This window comes from Bosea beijingensis (assembly GCF_030758975.1).
GTDB classification, from domain to species: domain Bacteria; phylum Pseudomonadota; class Alphaproteobacteria; order Rhizobiales; family Beijerinckiaceae; genus Allobosea; species Allobosea beijingensis.
The window spans coordinates 246,104-258,928 of the sequence record NZ_CP132359.1 but is presented as its reverse complement, the minus strand read 5'-3'; the positions used below and the strand labels follow the sequence as shown (position 1 = coordinate 258,928).

Sequence of the window (12,825 nt, the reverse complement as noted above, 5' to 3'; positions counted from 1 at the left end):
CGGGCGCTGGGCGTCTCGGCAGTTGGCAAGCGGCCTCACAGAGACCAGATAGGACCCCATGAAATTCCCGCCCTCCGTCCTTGATGAGATCAAGGCGCGGCTGCCTGTCTCGGCGGTCGTGGGCAAGCGCGTGCGCCTCCAGAAGGCGGGGCGCGAGTGGAAGGGGCTCTCGCCCTTCAATGCCGAGAAGACGGCTTCCTTCTTCGTCAACGACCAGAAGGCTTCCTTCTTCGATTTCTCCTCGGGCAAGAACGGCGACATCTTCAAATTCGTAATGGAGACCGAGGGGCTCTCGTTCCCCGAGGCGGTCGAGAAACTCGCGGCCGAGGCCGGCGTCATCCTGCCGAAGATCACGGCGGAGGCGCAGGTCCAGGAGGAGAAGCGCAAGGGGCTGCACGAGGTCGTGGAGCTCGCCGCACAGTTCTTCGAGGCCGAATTGATGGGCGATCGCGGCGGCGGGGCCCGGCGCTATCTCGCGACGCGCGGGCTCGACGGCGAGGCGCGCACGCGCTTCCGGCTGGGCTATGGGCCGGCCGATCGCTTCGCGCTGCGCGACCATCTGGCGGGGAAGGGCGTGCCGGCCGAATTGATGATGGAAGCGGGATTGCTCGTGCATGGCGAGGAGATCGCCGTGCCCTATGACCGCTTCCGCGACCGGGTGATGTTCCCGATCCATGATGCGCGAGGACGCGTGGTCGCCTTCGGCGGGCGGGCGATGAGCTCGGAGGTCGCGGCAAAATACCTGAACTCGCCGGAGACGCCGCTCTTCCACAAGGGCCATCTGCTGTTCAACCACCACAATGCCCGCAAGGCCGCGCATGACACCGGGCAGGTCGTGGTCGTCGAGGGCTATGTCGATGTCATCGCGATGTCGCTTTCAGGATTTCCGCAGTCCGTCGCGCCGCTTGGCACGGCCCTGACCGAGGACCAGCTCGGACTGCTCTGGCGCATGGCCGACGAGCCGGTGATCTGCCTCGACGGCGACAAGGCCGGCCGCAAGGCCGCGAGCCGGGCGATCGATATCGCGCTGCCGCTGCTGGAGCCGGGCAAGTCGCTATCCTTTGCGCTTTTGCCGGATGGGCAGGACCCTGACGATCTCGCCCGCTCGGGCGGGCGACAGGCGATCGCGGAGGTCGTCGCGGCGGCGCGTCCGCTGGTCGACATGCTCTGGCAGCGCGAGGTCGAGGCCGGCCCGCTCGACACGCCGGAGCGGCGCGCCGCCTTCGAGCGGCGCCTGAAGGAGCCGCTCGGGCATATTCGCGACGAGACCACGCGCAAGCACTATCGCCGCGAGATGGACGAGCGGCTGGCGCAGCTCTTCGCCAGCGCCGCCCCGGCGCGGCCGGAGCGCGGCGGTGGTGGCGGCGGAAATTACCAGCGCGGCCGGGGCGGGGCGCCCCAGCGCGGCGGGTTCGGCCGGCAAGTGCCGCCCTGGCTTGCCGGGCCGCTCAAGGCGTCGAGCGCGCTGACGCAGTCGCGCCTGATCGCGAAGGTGCGCGGCGAGGACCAGCGCGAGGCCTTCATTTTGCTGGCGCTGGCGAGCCATCCCGACCTCATCCTGCGCTGTGCCGACGAGATCGCCGAACTCTCGCTGGACGGGCCGGCGGCCGAGCGCTTCCGGCAGGCGCTGCTTGATTCCGTCGAGGACACGCTCGACCGGGAGACGCTGGCGAATCGGCTGACGCAACCGCGAGTCAGGGAAGCGCAGGGCCATCTCATGGCCGTCACGGGCCCGGCCGAGCGGTTGAAACTCGCGCAAGATGCTGATCCTGAATCGGTTTTTGACTCGATTCATCAGGCGCTCGTCTTGCATCATCGCGCGCGGACGCTAAATAGCGAGTTGAGAGCAGCCGAGCGCGCCTTGGCTGACGACGCGACCGAAGCCAATTTCGCCTGGATCAAGGACGTGAAGGCCCGCCTCGAGACGATCGAAGGCACCGAGGCCATGTCCGAGGATTGAAACCCAGCGAAGGGTGGACGCGGGTCCAAGTGCGCGCAAGCTGTCGGGTGGTTCACGATTCGTCAACGACGTCTGGTGCCATCTGCAACTGGATTTGGGTGGGTGAGCGCGCCGGACCTGCGGTCGCGCCGCCCTTTTATGCGTCGGTATATGGCTTTCTCGGCCAGAGCCGGCGCGAGTGCGGAGCGCTGATTGATGGCGACTAAAGCGAGCGAACGGGAAAAGACCGATCAGGTCGCGCCGGATGCCCCCCCGACTACCGACGGCCCGTTGCTCGACCTGACCGATCAGGCCGTAAGGCGCATGATCAAGCTCGCGAAGAAGCGCGGCTATGTCACCTATGACGAACTGAACGAAGTCCTGCCCTCCGAGGAGTTCTCCTCGGAGCAGATCGAGGATGTGCTCGGCCAGCTCAGCGAGCAGGGCATCAACGTCGTCGACAACGAGGATCCGGAAGCGGCCGGCGAGGAGCGCGCCAACCGCAAGGATGGCGGCGCCGACGAGGAAGAGGCCGAGGGCGGCGACATGGTCGACGCCTCGCGCCAGACCCTGCCGGTCGAGACCAAGCGCAACCTGGAGCCGACCGAGCGCACCGACGATCCGGTCCGCATGTACCTGCGCGAGATGGGCTCGGTCGAGCTGCTGTCGCGCGAGGGCGAGATCGCGATCGCCAAGCGCATCGAGGCTGGCCGCGAGGCGATGATCGCGGGCCTCTGCGAGAGCCCGCTGACCTTCCAGGCCATCATCATCTGGCGCGACGAGCTCGTCGACGGCAAGGTTCTGCTGCGCGACATCATCGATCTCGAAGCGACCTATGCCGGCCCGGACGGCAAGAACCCCGCCGTCGCCGGCGAGGAAGAGGCCGAGGAAAGCGAGCAGGCCGAGACCCCGGAGGGCGAGACCCCGCCGGACATGGACGACGACGACATGGAGAACAACGTGTCGCTCTCGGCCATGGAGGCCGAACTCAAGCCGCGCGTGCTCGAGACCTTCAACGCCATCGCAGACGACTACAAGAAGCTGCGCCGCCTGCAGGATCAGGATATCGCCGGCCGGCTGGAGAACGCCAAGCTCTCGCCGTCGCAGGACCGCAAGTACAAGAAGCTCAAGGACGACATCATCACCGCGGTGAAGTCGCTCTCTCTCAACAACAACCGCATCGAGGCGCTGGTCGAGCAGCTCTACGATATCAACAAGCGCCTGATCGGCCATGAGACGCGCCTGCTGCGCCTGGCGGAGAGCTACGGCGTGGCGCGCGACGACTTCCTCAAGCAGCATGTCGGCGGCGAGCTCGACCCGAAATGGGTCCTGCGCGTCTCGAAGCTAGGTTCGCGCGGCTGGAAGGAGTTCGTCGCGGCGGAGCTGGAGCGGATCAAGCAACTGCGCGAGGAGGTGCATACGCTCGCCTCCGAGACCGGCCTGGAGATCCAGGAATTCCGCAAGATCGTGCTGATGGTCCAGAAGGGCGAGCGCGAGGCCCGTCAGGCGAAGAAGGAGATGATCGAGGCCAACCTGCGTCTCGTGATCTCGATCGCCAAGAAGTACACGAACCGCGGCCTGCAGTTCCTCGACTTGATCCAGGAAGGCAATATCGGCCTGATGAAGGCGGTCGACAAGTTCGAGTACCGCCGGGGTTATAAGTTCTCCACTTACGCTACATGGTGGATCCGGCAGGCGATCACGCGCTCGATCGCCGACCAGGCCCGTACGATCCGCATCCCCGTGCATATGATCGAGACGATCAACAAGATCGTGCGGACCTCGCGCCAGATGCTGCACGAGATCGGCCGCGAGCCGACCCCGGAGGAGCTGGCCGAGAAGCTCGCCATGCCGCTGGAGAAGGTCCGCAAGGTCCTGAAGATCGCCAAGGAGCCGATCTCGCTGGAAACCCCGATCGGCGACGAGGAAGATTCGCATCTCGGCGACTTCATCGAGGACAAGAACGCGATCCTGCCGATCGACGCCGCGATCCAGTCGAATCTGCGCGAGACGACGACCCGCGTGCTGGCCTCGCTGACGCCACGCGAGGAGCGCGTCCTGCGCATGCGCTTCGGCATCGGCATGAACACCGACCACACGCTCGAAGAGGTCGGCCAGCAGTTCAGCGTCACCCGCGAGCGCATCCGCCAGATCGAGGCGAAGGCGCTGCGCAAGCTGAAGCATCCGAGCCGCTCGCGGAAGCTCAGGAGCTTCCTGGATAACTGAGGGCGCTGCGGCTTTCTGCCGATTGCGAACGAGGCCCGCTTCCGCATTGCGGAGGCGGGTTTTTCTTTGGGCGGAGCATAGCGCTGCGCTGGACCGGCTCTCCTGCGATCGTAGGATGCCGCCGGGCCGGCCTCTGGTCAGTCTGCCGCCGCCTCGTGGCCCGGAGACTCGCCATGCTTCCCTTCACCTATGACGCTCTCGCCGCACGCTTTGCCACGGTTCGTCCCTGGGCGAAGAAGACGATCGGCGACAAGACCAATCGCTGCGCCATCTGCATGGGCTATACGCTCCGGCTGACGCCGTCCGAGGACGATGCCACGATCGAGAAACTGGCGGAGGTCGCAACCCAGGTGAACGCCGATGCCGGACCTGCCGGAGGCGCGCGCCCGCTGACCACGCTCAGCGCCAATTTCTTCATCCGGGCGGCAGAGCTGGAGCCCCGCGTCAGGCGGGTCTATGGCGAGCCGGATGTCCAGGGTATCTCCAACAAGGTCTGGCGCTCGGTGCTCGGCAAGAAGGGCGTGCTCTACCTGGAGGATTGCTACCAGACGGAGGGAGACAAGAGCACGTCGTTCCTGTTCTTCCAGCGCGTGAACGGCGATCACTGGGACCTGTTCAACGGCATCAACATGGTCGCCGAGGAATATCTGCTCAGCGGCAACAGCCATGCAGGCCAGCTCTGCTTCTGGATGGCGCGATAGCGCCCGGACCATCCGCCGGAGCAGGGGGCCGACTGTCGGCCTTTCCCTGTCTGTCTGCTGCTCGGCCATGCCCTGCAAAACCCGCTCGGTGCCGCCATAGTTCTGCTAAGGTCGCCACGAAGATCGGTGCTTCGGAGAAGAGCAGATGACCGGTATCCCAACGCCCGAAGAGATCGAGGCCGCACAGGCGACCTTGCGGGCGCAGGCCGAGCCGAAGCAGGAAACCGGGTCCGCCACGGCCGATATCATCGGCGGCGCCCTGGATATCGCCGGCACCGTCACGATCGATGCGGTCGGAGCCGTACTCGAAGGCGTGGGTACCGCTGCCGTTGCAACCGGCGAGGCGGTCGTCACCGTCATCGGCGGCATCTTCGAAGGGTTGAGCTCCTGATGTCCCCGGAATTCCTGCTGACCTCGCTGATCATCGTGGCATCGCCGGGAACGGGCGCGATCTACACCATCGCCGCCGGCCTGACGCGTGGCTCGCGGGCGAGCGTGCTCGCCGCTTTCGCCTGCACGATCGGGATCGTGCCGCATCTGATCGCGGCGATGATGGGGATCGCGGCGCTGCTGCATGCCAGCGCGCTCGCCTTCGCCATCGTGAAATATGCCGGCGTCGCCTATCTGCTCTACATGGCCTGGCAGACGCTCCGGGAGCATGGCGCGCTCAAGGTCGAAACCAGGGCGGATGCGCGCTCGGCCTGGCTCGTGCTGCGTGACGGGCTCGCGCTCAACCTGCTCAACCCCAAGCTCTCGATCTTCTTCGTCGCCTTCCTGCCGCAGTTCATCGCGGCCGACGAGGCGAGCCCGATGGCGCGGATGCTGGAGCTTTCCGGCGTGTTCATGGCGATGACCTTCATCGTCTTCGCGCTCTATGGGCTCTTCGCCGCGGCGATGCGCGACAAGGTGATCAGCCGCCCGGCCGTGATGGCGTGGCTGCGGCGCAGCTTCGCCGCCGCCTTCGTCGCGCTCGGTGCCAAGCTGGCGCTGACCGAGCGCTGATGGCGCAGCAGACGATCCTGAGCGTCGAGACGCGCGGGCCGGGACTCTACGAGTTCACAGACCGCGCCGTTTCCTTCGTGAAGGCAAGTGGCGAGACGAGCGGATTGCTGACGCTGTTCGTGCGCCACACCTCCTGCTCGCTCTTGATCCAGGAGAATGCCGATCCGGATGTACGCCGCGATCTCGACGCGTTCTTCCGCAGGCTGGTGCCGTCGGCGGATGATCCCGCGATGGCCTATCTCGTCCATCGCGACGAGGGGCCGGACGACATGCCAGCCCATATCAAGGCGGCGCTGACGCCGGTCTCGCTCTCGATTCCGGTTATGGGCGGGCGCCTCGCGCTCGGCACCTGGCAGGGCATCTATCTGTTCGAGTACCGCCAACGGCCGCATCGGCGCGAGGTCGCCCTGCATCTCTCCGCGTGACGGATCAGGCCGGCGGCGCGACCACGAGCGCGACGAGGCGCCGGACGATCGGCAGGACCAAGAGCAGCGTCGGGAAGGCGACGAGCCAGGACAGGGCCCAGGCGCCGGGCCAGGTCTGGAGGAAGGCGGCGGTCGGGCCGAGCGCCTTCAGGGTCGAGATGCCGGAGACGACGAAGGTCATCAGCACGGACAGGAAGAAGGGCATCACCACGCCGGCATAGCGGGCGGGGAGGCGAGGGTAGGTCGAGCTGGTCATGGACAGGCTTTCGCAAGGGACAGGCCGCTCGAACACATCCGATACGGCCTATGCCGGAAGGATGCGTTGCCTGACGTGAGACGCTTACGAACGGGTCAGAAAGCCCGGTCGCGGCTGCATAGGGAAAGCCTCGGCCGCTGCCAAGCGATTTCTCTGGCGCTGGCAGGTTGGCAGCGGCCGTCGTCGAGGCTACTTGTCCGGGATAGACTGACGCCCGGTTCGAGGAGCGCCCGCCATGTCCTTCCTGAAATCGCTGTTCGGCGGCCGCAAGCCAGCCGAGGAGAAGCCCGCCGGCCCGGTCAAGAGCATCGAGCATAACGGCTTCACCATCCATGCCACGCCCTATCAGGAGGCGGGCCAGTACCAGCTCTGCGGCGTGATCGAGAAGGTGGTCGATGGCGAGACCAAGAGCCACCGTTTCATCCGGGCCGACCGTTTTCCGGGGCAGGCCGAGGCGGCCGATTTCACCTTGGTGAAGGGCCAGCAGATCGTCGATATGGAAGGCGATCGCGTCTTCCGCTGAACGGCCGGCCACGATTTTCCGGGAACGGTTCAACGGCCCGGCGGTTTCCTGATCACACCCCAACCGATCAGGAGAACGCCATGGCCGATCTCACCGGAAAGAAGATACTCATTCTCGCGACGCATGGTTTCGAGCAATCCGAGCTCGATGTGCCGCATGCCGCCTTGCAGAAGGCGGGCGCGACCGTCGACATCGTTTCGCCGGAGGCCGGCGAGATCAAGGGCTGGCAGAACAAGGACTGGGGCCGGCCTGTCGCGGTCGATCGCACGCTCGATCAGGCCCGCGCCGAGGATTACGACGCGATCGTGCTGCCCGGCGGCCAGATGAATCCCGACACGCTGCGCGGCAACGATAAGGCGCTCGGCCTGATCAAGAGTTTCTTCGACCAGGGCAAGGTCGTCGCAGCGGTCTGCCACGGACCCTGGCTTTTGATCGACACCGGCATCGCCAAGGGGCGAAAGGTCACGTCCTACAAGACGATCAAGCAGGACCTGATCAATGCCGGGCCAAACTGGGAGGACAGGGAGGTCGTTACCGACAAGGGCGTCGTGACCTCGCGCAAGCCCGACGACCTGCCGGCCTTCGTCGCCAAGATCATCGAGGAGGTCAGGGAAGGCCGCCACGAGCGCCGCGCCGCCTGACGACGGTTTCACTCCATACCGCAAGGCACGGCATCCGCGGTCCATCGGCTGCGGATGCCGCGTTTCAGTGGCCCACCATGATCGCGCGGCCGCCCTGCCTCCGGCGCGCTTGCCCGGCGGGTTGCATGCGCTAAAGCTGCCCGGAGAAGAGCCGCCTCCCAAGTGCGGCCGCCGAGGAAGCATGTCCCAGGACGTCGACCGCTACCAACCCGATTCGTCCTATGCCTGGCTGAGGCTCGCCGTTGCCTTGCTGGTCGGCACGATCGCCTGCGTCGGCTCCTGGTCGGTCGTCGTCGTGCTGCCGGCGATGCAGGGCGAGTTCGACACGCTGCGGGCCGGGGCGTCGCTGCCCTATACCTTCGCCATGCTCGGCTTCGGCGCCGGCAACATCATCATGGGCCGGGTGGCGGATCGCTACGGCATCATGGTGCCGATCGTGATAGGCGCCTTCCTGCTCGCGGCCGGCTATGCCGCCGCGGCGATGTCGCAGTCGCTCTGGCAGTTCGCGCTGGCGCACGGGCTGTTGATCGGCATGGGCAGCGCCGCCGGCTTCTCGCCGCTGATTTCCGACCTGTCGCACTGGTTTCGCAAGCATCGTGGCCTCGCCGTGGTCTGCGGAGCGTCTGGCAGCTATCTCGCCGGCGTGTTCTGGCCGCAGGTCATCACCTGGGGCGTGGCCAATCATGGCTGGCGCGCCACCCATTTCGGCATCGCCATCGTCACCTTGGTGGTGCTGCTGCCGCTCGCGCCGTTCTTCCGGCGCCAGCCGACGGCCGCGACCATGGCCGCGGCGGAAGCGAGCAGCGCCGGAGCGCGCGGCGATCTCGGACTCAGCGCCGGCCAGCTCCAGCTCCTGCTCTGTGTCGCCGGCTTCGCCTGCTGCGTCGCCATGGCGATGCCGCAGGTCCATATCGTCGCCTATTGCGGCGATCTCGGTTACGGGGTCGCGCGCGGCGCCGAGATGCTCTCGCTGATGATGCTGCTCGGCATCGTCAGCCGCATCGGCTCGGGCTTCGTCGCGGATCGGATCGGCGGCGCGGCGACATTGGCGCTGGGCTCGCTGATGCAGGGCGTGGCGCTGTTCCTCTATCTCTGGTTCGACGGTCTGCAGTCGCTCTATGTCGTCAGCGGCATCTTCGGCCTGTTCCAGGGCGGCATCGTGCCGATGTACGCGGTCGTCATCCGCGAGTATCTGCCGGCCAAGCAGGCAGGTATCCGGATCGGGCTGGTGATGTCGGTGACCGTGCTCGGCATGGCCTTCGGCGGCTATCTCTCCGGCGTGATCTTCGATTATTTCAGCTCGTACCGGATGGCCTTCCTCAACGGGCTCGCCTGGAACCTGGTCAATCTCGGCATCGTCTGCTGGCTGATGCTGCGGGCGCGGCGGTCGATGCCGCCGCTTCAGGTCGCGGGCTGAGAAGGGCGATAGGTGCCGAAGCACCAGACATGACCCTCCGGGTCCATGCAGATGAAGTCGCGACTGCCATAGGGCTGGTCGGTCGGTTCCATGCAGATTTCGGCCCCGGCCTTGCGGGCGCGCTCGCAGCGCGCGTCGATATCGTCGGTGGCGATGTAGGGCGAGGCGGTGGTGCCGCCGAGTTCGGCCGGCCGTGACACCAGCTTGCCGAACTCGTTGTTATCGGACGAGCCGAGCATGACGAAGCTCGAGCCCATCCTGAGTTCGCCATGGAGGAGCGTCCTGCCGTCTTCGGAATAATAGGCGGCGTGCTTCTCGAAGCCGAAGGCCTCGATCAGCCAGTCATACATCCGCGGCGCATCGGCATAGCGCAGCGAGATGATGATCATTGGCGCGGGGGCGTTGGCGCTGGACATGGTATGTATCCCTGTTCGCGTGGCCTGCCGGGATTGTCGGCGACATCGCCGGGCAGTGCAAAGCGCCGCTTGCGCACCCGTCGCAGCGTCAGCATCATCGGCGATGCGGATTCCCCGCCTGCCTGAAGGATGCCGATGAGCCCCGCTGCCGACGGACCCGAGGAAGCCCCGCGCGGGACGCTGACCGTGCGCACGATCGCGATGCCGGGCGATACCAATGCCAATGGCGATATCTTCGGCGGCTGGGTGATGTCGCGGATGGACCAGGCCGGCGGCATCGCCGGCGTCGACCGGGCACAGGGGCGTGTCGTCACCATCGCGGTCGACGCGATGACCTTCTTCCGGCCGGTGAAGGTCGGCGACGTGCTCTCGGTCTATACCGAGATCGAATCCGTCGGCCGCACCTCGATGAAGATCCATGTCGAGGCCTGGGCCAAGCGCTTCCGTACCACGCTGCACGAGAAGGTCACCGACGCCACCTTCACCTTCGTGGCGATCGACGAGGAGGGGCGCCCGAGGCCGGTGCCGAAGCTTGAAGGTTAAAGGAACTTAACCTCCTCTAACGTCAGGTGAATCCCGCCCGCGCACGAGTGATTCAAAAGAATCCACTTTTAAGCGTTCTTTAAGCGCACTTGGACGATGCTGCGCTCCAGACCGGGGGATACGCCCCGGCTAGGGGATTTCCATGGTCTTTCGATGCCGCATGCGGATCCTGCCGCCTGGCCAGCACGCCGGGAGAGGGAGGGGATTCCCATGTCCGCCGCTCGACAGGACCGGCTCGGGTTCAGCCTGAGCGGACAAGTCTTCCTGTTCTTGAATTCCTTATCTCCAGCGTTGCGTGAATTCCGGAGTACGACTTCATGACGAAAGCCAAGCCCGTGCGTGAGGGCAAGCCGATGCGGGTCGGTATCGCGCCTCGCATCTACGCCGCGCTCGGCGTGATGACGGCCCTGACCATCGTCTCGTCTTCGGTCGCCTGGTTCTCCTATAACAGCGTCGACCAGACGGTGGACGACCTCGTCGGGCAGAAGATGCCCGTCGTGGAGCTCGCGCTCGAACTCTCGCAGGCGGCGACGCAGTCGACCGCGCTGGCCGCCCGCTTCAGCGAGGTCTCGACCCTGCAGCAGCGCGCGACCCTGACCGGCGAGCTCGATACCGTGGAAGCCCGGCAGCTCGAAATGCTGCGACGCATCGCCGAGCAGGGCAAGGTCGACAAGTCCAAGCCGCAATCGGCGATCGACGACCTGGCCCGGCAGATCAACGACATCAACGACCTGACGGGAGAGCGGCTGCGCAACGCCGCCGACACGGCGACGGCGCTGGCGGCCCTGTCCAAAGCCCGCGACGGCTTCAGCGCCATGGCCGATTTCGAGACGGCCGACGCCCAGTTCAACGTCAAGATGAACATCACCAGTGCGGCCCAGCTCACCGGCGCCGAATTCGACGCCGCGCTGTCGAAGGTGCTGGACAAGGACCTGTCATCGCTCCAGACCGCACAGTCGCTGCAGCTTCAGATCAGCGAGACGGTCGGCCTGCTGCGCGAGATCTCCCAGGTCGACAGCACCGAGAAGCTGGAACATGCCAAGTCGCGCCTCAAGGCGCAGCTCGGCCAGGTTCGCGGTCTTCTGATGGCGGCGGACATGCTCCAGGCCAATCCGGCGCGCGGGCAGGCGGTCAATGCCGTGACCGATCTCGGCGAAGGCGCCGGTGGCCTCGTCGCCATCCGCGAGCGCGATCTCGCGACGCAGGCGGCGATCGTCGCGGGCCTGAAGAATCTCGACCAGGCGGCGGAGAAGGTCCGCCGCGAGGTCGGCGAGCTCGTGGCTTCCGCCCGCGGCGGCGCGATTGCCGGCCGTGACTCGACCAAGGCGATGATCCAGCGCAGCGAAATGACGCTGGCCGCGATCGGCATCGCCTCGCTGCTGGTCGCGCTGGCGCTCTCCTTCTTCTTCGTCCGCCCGATGATCGTCGGCCGTCTCAACCGGCTCTGGGCCGCGACCAAGGCCATTGCCGACGGTGCGCTGGAAACGGTGGTCGACACCAAGGGCAATGACGAGATTTCCGACATCTCGAAGAGCGTCCTGCTCTTCCGCGACAACGCGGTGGCGCTGCGCGCCGCCGAGCTCGCCAAGGTCGAGGACGAGGCCCGGGCGCAGGAGCAGCGCCGCGAGATGATGCGCGAGCTGGGCGAGGCCTTCGGCGTCGTCGTCGCGGCGGCTGCGGCCGGCGATTTCACCCAGCGCGTCGCGGCGCAGTTCGCCGACCCCGAGCTCAATGCGCTCGCCGGCTCGGTCAACACGCTGCTGGAGACCGTGCAGACCGGCCTGCTGGAAACCTGCGACGTGCTGTCGCAATTGTCGGCAGGCCATCTCTCGACCCGGATCGAGGGGATGTATCAGGGCGCCTTCGCCGAGCTCAAGGACGGCACCAACGCGCTCGCCGAAGAGTTCGAGAGCACGCTTGCCCGCCTCGCGGAGACGGTCACCGCCGTCCGCAGCGCGACCAGCGAGATCCTCGACGGCGTAACCGATCTCGCCGAGCGGACCAGCGAGGAGAGCAACGCCGTCTCGATGGCGACCAATCAGCTCGGCGCCTTCGCCGGCACCGTGAAGAAGACTGCGAGCGAGGCTGCCCAGGCGACCGGCATGGCGCAGGGTGCGGAAGAGCGCGCGCAGCAGGGCGAGAAGGTCGTGGCCTCGGCGCTGGAAGCGATGCAGCGCATCCGCCAGTCCTCCAGCAAGATTTCCGAGGTCATCGCGATGATCGACGAGATCGCCTTCCAGACCAACCTGCTGGCGCTGAACGCCGCGGTCGAGGCGGCCCGTGCCGGCGACGCCGGCAAGGGCTTCGCTGTGGTCGCGACCGAGGTGCGCAGTCTGGCCAAGCGCTCGGCCGACGCCTCGAACGACGTCAAGAAGCTGGTCGAGGCGGCGCATGGCGACGTCAAGGTCGGTGTCGGCCTGGTCGAGGAGACCTCGGCGATGTTCGGTGCGATCGTCTCTTCGGTGAACGAGTTGACCGGCCTGATGAACGGTATCTCGCAGACCGCCCGCAGCCAGGCCAGCGACGTCTCGGCGATCAATACCGAGATCGACGGCATCGGCACGATGGCACATCAGAACGCCGCGCTGGTCGAGGAGACCAATGCCGCGCTCGCGCTGACCGACGAGCAGACGCGGGCGCTGACCGAGCATATCGGCCGCTTCACCTTCCGCCAGGGCCATGCGGCCGAGGAGCACGGCGAACGCAGGCACGCCGCCGCGGCCTGAGACGACAAAG

13 protein-coding genes are annotated in these 12,825 nt (G+C 66.4%); 11 read left to right on the top strand and 2 right to left on the bottom strand.

Annotated features, from left to right (window positions below):
• Nucleotides 1–58 precede the first annotated feature (58 nt).
• From dnaG to Q9235_RS01230, 6 genes are all read left to right on the top strand, one after another.
• Entirely contained in the window at nucleotides 59–1,960 is a 1,902-nt protein-coding gene (dnaG, locus tag Q9235_RS01255; protein WP_306224962.1) for a DNA primase, read from the top strand.
• 195 nt (nucleotides 1,961–2,155) lie between these two features.
• On the top strand, nucleotides 2,156–4,165 hold the full coding sequence (gene rpoD, locus Q9235_RS01250) for an RNA polymerase sigma factor RpoD (RefSeq protein ID WP_306224960.1): 2,010 nt from the start codon (nucleotides 2,156–2,158) through the stop codon (nucleotides 4,163–4,165).
• A gap of 173 nt (nucleotides 4,166–4,338) precedes the next feature.
• Nucleotides 4,339–4,866: a T6SS effector amidase Tae4 family protein gene (locus Q9235_RS01245; protein ID WP_306224959.1), complete on the top strand. Its 528-nt coding sequence runs from the start codon at nucleotides 4,339–4,341 to the stop codon at nucleotides 4,864–4,866.
• A 145-nt stretch (nucleotides 4,867–5,011) separates the two neighbouring features.
• A complete protein-coding gene (locus Q9235_RS01240) occupies nucleotides 5,012–5,257 on the top strand; it encodes a hypothetical protein (RefSeq protein WP_306224958.1) in 246 nt (81 codons plus the stop codon).
• Nucleotides 5,257–5,868 (top strand): LysE family translocator, encoded by a 612-nt coding sequence (locus tag Q9235_RS01235; protein ID WP_306224957.1) that lies wholly within the window; start codon nucleotides 5,257–5,259, stop codon nucleotides 5,866–5,868. The genes Q9235_RS01240 and Q9235_RS01235 overlap by 1 nt, the downstream gene beginning before the upstream one ends.
• Nucleotides 5,868–6,293, top strand: coding sequence for a secondary thiamine-phosphate synthase enzyme YjbQ (locus Q9235_RS01230; protein WP_306224956.1), 426 nt, complete (start codon nucleotides 5,868–5,870; stop codon nucleotides 6,291–6,293). The genes Q9235_RS01235 and Q9235_RS01230 overlap by 1 nt, the downstream gene beginning before the upstream one ends.
• A gap of 4 nt (nucleotides 6,294–6,297) precedes the next feature.
• Here Q9235_RS01230 and Q9235_RS01225 read toward each other — a convergent pair whose 3' ends face one another.
• The gene (locus tag Q9235_RS01225; protein ID WP_306224955.1) at nucleotides 6,298–6,549 is read right to left on the bottom strand and encodes a DUF2798 domain-containing protein; all 252 of its coding nucleotides are present in this window, start codon (nucleotides 6,547–6,549) and stop codon (nucleotides 6,298–6,300) included.
• Between the two features lie 235 nt (nucleotides 6,550–6,784).
• Between Q9235_RS01225 and Q9235_RS01220 the strand changes: the two genes are divergently transcribed.
• The 3 genes from Q9235_RS01220 (at nucleotide 6,785) to Q9235_RS01210 (ending at nucleotide 9,130) form a co-directional block, all read left to right on the top strand.
• Nucleotides 6,785–7,072 (top strand): HlyU family transcriptional regulator, encoded by a 288-nt coding sequence (locus tag Q9235_RS01220; protein ID WP_306224954.1) that lies wholly within the window; start codon nucleotides 6,785–6,787, stop codon nucleotides 7,070–7,072.
• 80 nt (nucleotides 7,073–7,152) lie between these two features.
• Nucleotides 7,153–7,713: a type 1 glutamine amidotransferase domain-containing protein gene (locus tag Q9235_RS01215; RefSeq protein ID WP_306224953.1), complete on the top strand. Its 561-nt coding sequence runs from the start codon at nucleotides 7,153–7,155 to the stop codon at nucleotides 7,711–7,713.
• 181 nt (nucleotides 7,714–7,894) lie between these two features.
• Nucleotides 7,895–9,130: an MFS transporter gene (locus Q9235_RS01210; protein WP_306224952.1), complete on the top strand. Its 1,236-nt coding sequence runs from the start codon at nucleotides 7,895–7,897 to the stop codon at nucleotides 9,128–9,130.
• Here Q9235_RS01210 and Q9235_RS01205 read toward each other — a convergent pair.
• The gene (locus Q9235_RS01205; RefSeq protein ID WP_306224951.1) at nucleotides 9,115–9,546 is read right to left on the bottom strand and encodes a VOC family protein; all 432 of its coding nucleotides are present in this window, start codon (nucleotides 9,544–9,546) and stop codon (nucleotides 9,115–9,117) included. The two genes, Q9235_RS01210 and Q9235_RS01205, sit on opposite strands and share 16 nt — an antisense overlap.
• Before the next feature lie 135 nt (nucleotides 9,547–9,681).
• Here Q9235_RS01205 and Q9235_RS01200 point away from each other — a divergent pair, with 135 nt between their 5' ends.
• Together Q9235_RS01200 and Q9235_RS01195 are read left to right on the top strand one after the other, a co-directional pair.
• Nucleotides 9,682–10,089 (top strand): acyl-CoA thioesterase, encoded by a 408-nt coding sequence (locus Q9235_RS01200; RefSeq protein ID WP_306224950.1) that lies wholly within the window; start codon nucleotides 9,682–9,684, stop codon nucleotides 10,087–10,089.
• Nucleotides 10,090–10,406: 317 nt separating this feature from the next.
• The gene (locus Q9235_RS01195; protein ID WP_306224948.1) at nucleotides 10,407–12,815 is read left to right on the top strand and encodes a methyl-accepting chemotaxis protein; all 2,409 of its coding nucleotides are present in this window, start codon (nucleotides 10,407–10,409) and stop codon (nucleotides 12,813–12,815) included.
• Nucleotides 12,816–12,825 lie beyond the last annotated feature (10 nt).

Bases quoted from the DNA above. Each gene is read 5' to 3' on its own strand.
- dnaG (WP_306224962.1), top strand. From the start codon at position 59: ATGAAATTCCCGCCCTCCGTCCTTGATGAGATCAAGGCGCGGCTGCCT.
- rpoD (WP_306224960.1), top strand. From the start codon at position 2,156: ATGGCGACTAAAGCGAGCGAACGGGAAAAGACCGATCAGGTCGCGCCG.
- Q9235_RS01245 (WP_306224959.1), top strand. From the start codon at position 4,339: ATGCTTCCCTTCACCTATGACGCTCTCGCCGCACGCTTTGCCACGGTT.
- Q9235_RS01240 (WP_306224958.1), top strand. From the start codon at position 5,012: ATGACCGGTATCCCAACGCCCGAAGAGATCGAGGCCGCACAGGCGACC.
- Q9235_RS01235 (WP_306224957.1), top strand. From the start codon at position 5,257: ATGTCCCCGGAATTCCTGCTGACCTCGCTGATCATCGTGGCATCGCCG.
- Q9235_RS01230 (WP_306224956.1), top strand. From the start codon at position 5,868: ATGGCGCAGCAGACGATCCTGAGCGTCGAGACGCGCGGGCCGGGACTC.
- Q9235_RS01225 (WP_306224955.1), bottom strand. From the start codon at position 6,549: ATGACCAGCTCGACCTACCCTCGCCTCCCCGCCCGCTATGCCGGCGTG.
- Q9235_RS01220 (WP_306224954.1), top strand. From the start codon at position 6,785: ATGTCCTTCCTGAAATCGCTGTTCGGCGGCCGCAAGCCAGCCGAGGAG.
- Q9235_RS01215 (WP_306224953.1), top strand. From the start codon at position 7,153: ATGGCCGATCTCACCGGAAAGAAGATACTCATTCTCGCGACGCATGGT.
- Q9235_RS01210 (WP_306224952.1), top strand. From the start codon at position 7,895: ATGTCCCAGGACGTCGACCGCTACCAACCCGATTCGTCCTATGCCTGG.
- Q9235_RS01205 (WP_306224951.1), bottom strand. From the start codon at position 9,546: ATGTCCAGCGCCAACGCCCCCGCGCCAATGATCATCATCTCGCTGCGC.
- Q9235_RS01200 (WP_306224950.1), top strand. From the start codon at position 9,682: ATGAGCCCCGCTGCCGACGGACCCGAGGAAGCCCCGCGCGGGACGCTG.
- Q9235_RS01195 (WP_306224948.1), top strand. From the start codon at position 10,407: ATGACGAAAGCCAAGCCCGTGCGTGAGGGCAAGCCGATGCGGGTCGGT.